3 protein-coding genes are annotated in these 3835 nt (G+C 58.9%); 1 reads left to right on the top strand and 2 read right to left on the bottom strand.

Features of this window, described 5'->3' with window-relative positions:
• Nucleotides 1–52: 52 nt before the first annotated feature.
• Both CW742_RS08580 and CW742_RS08585 read right to left on the bottom strand, forming a co-directional pair.
• The gene (locus CW742_RS08580) at nt 53–2488 is read right to left on the bottom strand and encodes a heavy metal translocating P-type ATPase (protein ID WP_292419161.1); all 2436 of its coding nucleotides are present in this window, start codon (nt 2486–2488) and stop codon (nt 53–55) included.
• A gap of 136 nt (nt 2489–2624) precedes the next feature.
• Complete coding sequence (locus CW742_RS08585) at nt 2625–3449, bottom strand: nitroreductase family protein (protein WP_292419166.1); 825 nt, start codon at nt 3447–3449, stop codon at nt 2625–2627.
• 279 nt (nt 3450–3728) lie between these two features.
• Between CW742_RS08585 and CW742_RS08590 the strand changes: the two genes are divergently transcribed.
• Nucleotides 3729–3815: a winged helix-turn-helix transcriptional regulator gene (locus tag CW742_RS08590; RefSeq protein WP_292419169.1), complete on the top strand. Its 87-nt coding sequence runs from the start codon at nt 3729–3731 to the stop codon at nt 3813–3815.
• Nucleotides 3816–3835: the final 20 nt, after the last annotated feature.

A 3835-nucleotide genomic window follows, 5' to 3' on the forward strand; every position in this document is an offset into this window, starting at 1 on the left:
TTCTTCTCGTCCACAGTCATCTTGCAGATGGGGTCGATAGCCATAGAATACCTCAGTTCCTCCCTTTCTTTGCATCGGGTATATAGTTTTTTAAGAGGAGCGAGAGCGTGACAACCGTAACAGAACTTGCTGCCATCGCAAGCGCTGCGAATTCGGGGCGGAACGTGATGCCGAACCACGGGTACAGCACACCGGCGGCTACCGGGATCAGCGCCACATTGTACGCAAATGCCCAGAAGATGTTGCCCCGGATCCGGCCCATCACCTTCTTCGAGAGCTGGATTGCGGCGACGGCATCGACAAGATCGTCCCGAACGAGCACGATATCCCCACTCTCGATGGCAACGTCCGTGCCGCTGCCGATGGCAATTCCCACGTCAGCCTGCGCAAGGGCCGGTGCATCGTTGATCCCATCGCCGACAAACGCAACGACCCCTCCTTTGTCCTGCAACCGCCGGACCTCTGCGGCCTTGTCCTGCGGCATGACTTCTGCAATAACGGTGCTGATCCCGGCCTGCCGGGCAATCGCATCCGCGGTCCTCCGGTTGTCGCCCGTGATCATCGTAACGTCCTTGCCCATAGCGCTGAGCCGGGCGATTGCATCTCGTGTCGTTGGCTTGATGCTGTCGGCAATCGCGATCAGGCCTGCGATGGCACCGCCGGCAGCAACGAGTACGACCGTCTTTCCTTCCTGTTCGAGTGAAACGATCCGCGCCTCGATCTCACCGGGAATGGCAACGGATTTTTCCGCGAGGAAGGCACGGTTCCCGACCAGCACAATCTCGCCAAGAACCGTTGCTGCAACCCCTCTCCCGCCGAAAGTATCAAATCCGGTTGCCTCACCGGCTTTCACGCCCCGGCTTTCAGCCGCCCGCACAACCGCCTCGGCCAGCGGGTGCTGCGAGTTCTTCTCGACTGCTGCAGCAAGGGACAGGAGCGTCTCTTCCTTGATCCCGACCGGAACAATATCCGTGACTTCGGGTTTTCCCCGGGTCAGCGTCCCGGTCTTGTCAAAGACGACGGTCGTCACCTTCTCGGCAACTTCCAGCGCCTCGCCGTTCCGGATCAGGATCCCGAGTTCGGCGCCACGGCCCACGCCAACCGTCACAGCAGTCGGCGTGGCAAGCCCCAGCGCACAGGGACAGGCCACGACCAGTACGGAGATGAATGCAGTCAGGGAAAAGAGTGCGGTTGCATGGAAAGCAAAATACCAGAGCAGGAACGAGACCGTTGCGATGATCAGGACGGCCGGGATAAAGTAGGTAACAGCAACATCCGCGATCCGCTGGACCGGCGGCTTCGATCCCTGTGCGTCCTCGACCAGCCGGATGATCTGCGCAAGCACGGTCTCCTTCCCGACCTTCTCCGCCCGGACCTTCAGCACGCTGTTCGTGTTCAGGGTCCCTCCCACGACATGGCTCCCGCTCTTCTTCAGCGGGGGCACCGGCTCACCTGTGATCATCGCTTCGTTGACGTAACTCTCGCCTTCGACAACCACGCCGTCCACGGGAACGCTCGCGCCAGGCTTCACCACAACGATATCGCCCGGCACAACCTCCTCGACTGCCATCTCGCGTTCGGTCCCGTCGCGGACAACGATCGCGACTTTAGCCCGCAGCCCCGCGAGCTTCTTGATCGCGTCCGAGGTCCGGCCCTTTGCCCGTGCCTCCAGGAACCGGCCCAGCATCAGGAACGCGGCGAGCATGATGGCTGTATCGTAGAACATGTACTCGTGCGTGAGGACGATCGAAAAGGTGCCCATCACGCTCGCGACGTAGGAGACGCCCGTCCCCATCGCATACATGACATCCATCGAGAGTTTCCTGTTCTCAAGCGAGATCCATGCTGCCCGGAAGATCGGGGCTGCGACAAAGACAAAGACCGGCGTTGCGATGACCAGCATCACATACGACAGTGTGTGCATGGAAATGGGGAGCGGCACAAACATCGCGATCATCAGCGGGATGCTTACCGCAAACCCGACCATGAACCGGACGAACTTGTCGTGCAGGTCGGCGTCCCGGGCTTTCTTCTCCGCCTCCTCGCTCACCTCTCCGGAGATCCCGAGGTACAGGTACCCCGCATCCTCGATTGCCTTCTTCATATCCGCCAGATCAGAGAGCGAGGGATTGTAGGTAACATACGCTTTCTCAGTACCGAGGTTTACCGACACTGTTGCAACGCCGTGTAGTGCCCTGAGCGCAGCCTCGATTGTCTCCACGCAGGTGGCGCACATCATGCCCCCGACCTTGATGGTGACCTCGCTGTTCACCACTTCATAGCCAGCGTCCTTCACCGCTTTCTCCAGTGTTGAGAGCGAAACTTTTTCCGGGTCGAACTCGACATGCGCTTTTTCCGTGCCAAGGTTCACCTGCGCTTTTGTCACATCCTTCAGCTGCGAAAGCGACTCTTCGATATTGACGGCGCACGTAGCGCAGGTCATTCCCGTGATCTTCAGTTCGGCCTTCTTCTTCTCCGGCTCCGGCATGCTTCTCCTCCCTGTGTGGTGTCTTCACCCTGAGGATATTAATCGTTGTGAACCGGACGTTCGGCTCTTTGGGAATGTTCTGTGGGCCGGGCGGTCCGGGTGAATGATGCCGATGAAAGAATGACAAAAAAGTGGATTATCTCCAGGTAACCCTGAGGGCATCTCGCTGCGGTACACGAGGGAACGGGAATTTCGGGTAACCGACCATCATTGCGCAAAAAGACCGGTGGTTTTCCGGAAGCTGCAGCGCCCGGGCAACATCCGGCGATGCATCGGCAGCAATCTGGACAAAGCCGGCCCAGCAGGTGCCAAGGCCAAAGGCCGGTGCAGCAAGGTCAAGGTGCGTCATCGCAATCACCGAATCGATCGAAAGGTTCGGGTTGTCCTTAGGGCCGTGGGCAATGACGAGCGCAGGTGCCCCGTGACAGATGAGGTCCCGTCCGCTTTCCCATTTCCCGATGATCATCGGAAGAATGGGAGCCAGCGGGTGCATCGGCTGGTTCTTTACGCTATCGCGGGCCCACGCAATCACCACGCCGGCAAGATCGCGGACTGCCCCGGGATCCCGGATGACCGTCCAGTGGACCGGCTGGCCGTTCATGCCGCTTGGGGCATACCGGACAATCTCCAGCACCGCGTTCAGCGTCTCCCGCGGGACCGTTTCAGGTTTGTAATGACGGACGCTCCGCCGCATCATGAAATGGCGTGCGATCTGCCCGGGGGTGACGGGCTCTTCTTCGCATTCAAGAGCTGCAGGACGGCCATTGTCATACCGGACCGTGATGGCTCCCTGTGGGCAGACTGCCATGCAGTGTCCGCAATGGCAGCAGGCAGCTGCAAGCAGGGGATCGGCCGCTGGATTTCCCGTGGTATTATTCATGGTGAGGATGAAGTACGGGCAGAGATCGATGCAGGTCCTGCAACCAGTACATAATTCGGGGTTGACGGAGATTGTTGTCATGGCGTTTACAGTTCCCGTACGCCGTTCCGGCTGCGGCGCAACCGGTCCGGCTCGTACTGCCTCCTCCATTGGGGATGTGCGCTGAAATATGAAGCAGTACAAAAAAATGTATATAGCATCAGAAAATGTACTAATGGAGAATTTTTGCGCATTATGAAATCGGAACCCGGAGCAGCGTCTCTTCACGTGTATATTTCTGTTATCGGGGGCAAGTGGAAACCGGAGATCCTCTGGTTTCTCCGGAAGAGTCCTCTGCGGTTTTGCTAACTCCATCGGAGTATTCCAGGGATCACGCAGGTCACGCTGACCAAAAACCTCCGCGACCTCGAGCTGGACGGTATCTGGAGCCGTACCGTTGTTCGCTGAGACCCGCCACGCGGTCGATG

This window comes from Methanoregula sp., assembly GCF_002835825.1.
GTDB lineage: Archaea > Halobacteriota > Methanomicrobia > Methanomicrobiales > Methanospirillaceae > Methanoregula.

Bases quoted from the DNA above. Each gene is read 5' to 3' on its own strand.
- CW742_RS08580 (WP_292419161.1), bottom strand. From the start codon at position 2,488: ATGCCGGAGCCGGAGAAGAAGAAGGCCGAACTGAAGATCACGGGAATG.
- CW742_RS08585 (WP_292419166.1), bottom strand. From the start codon at position 3,449: ATGACAACAATCTCCGTCAACCCCGAATTATGTACTGGTTGCAGGACC.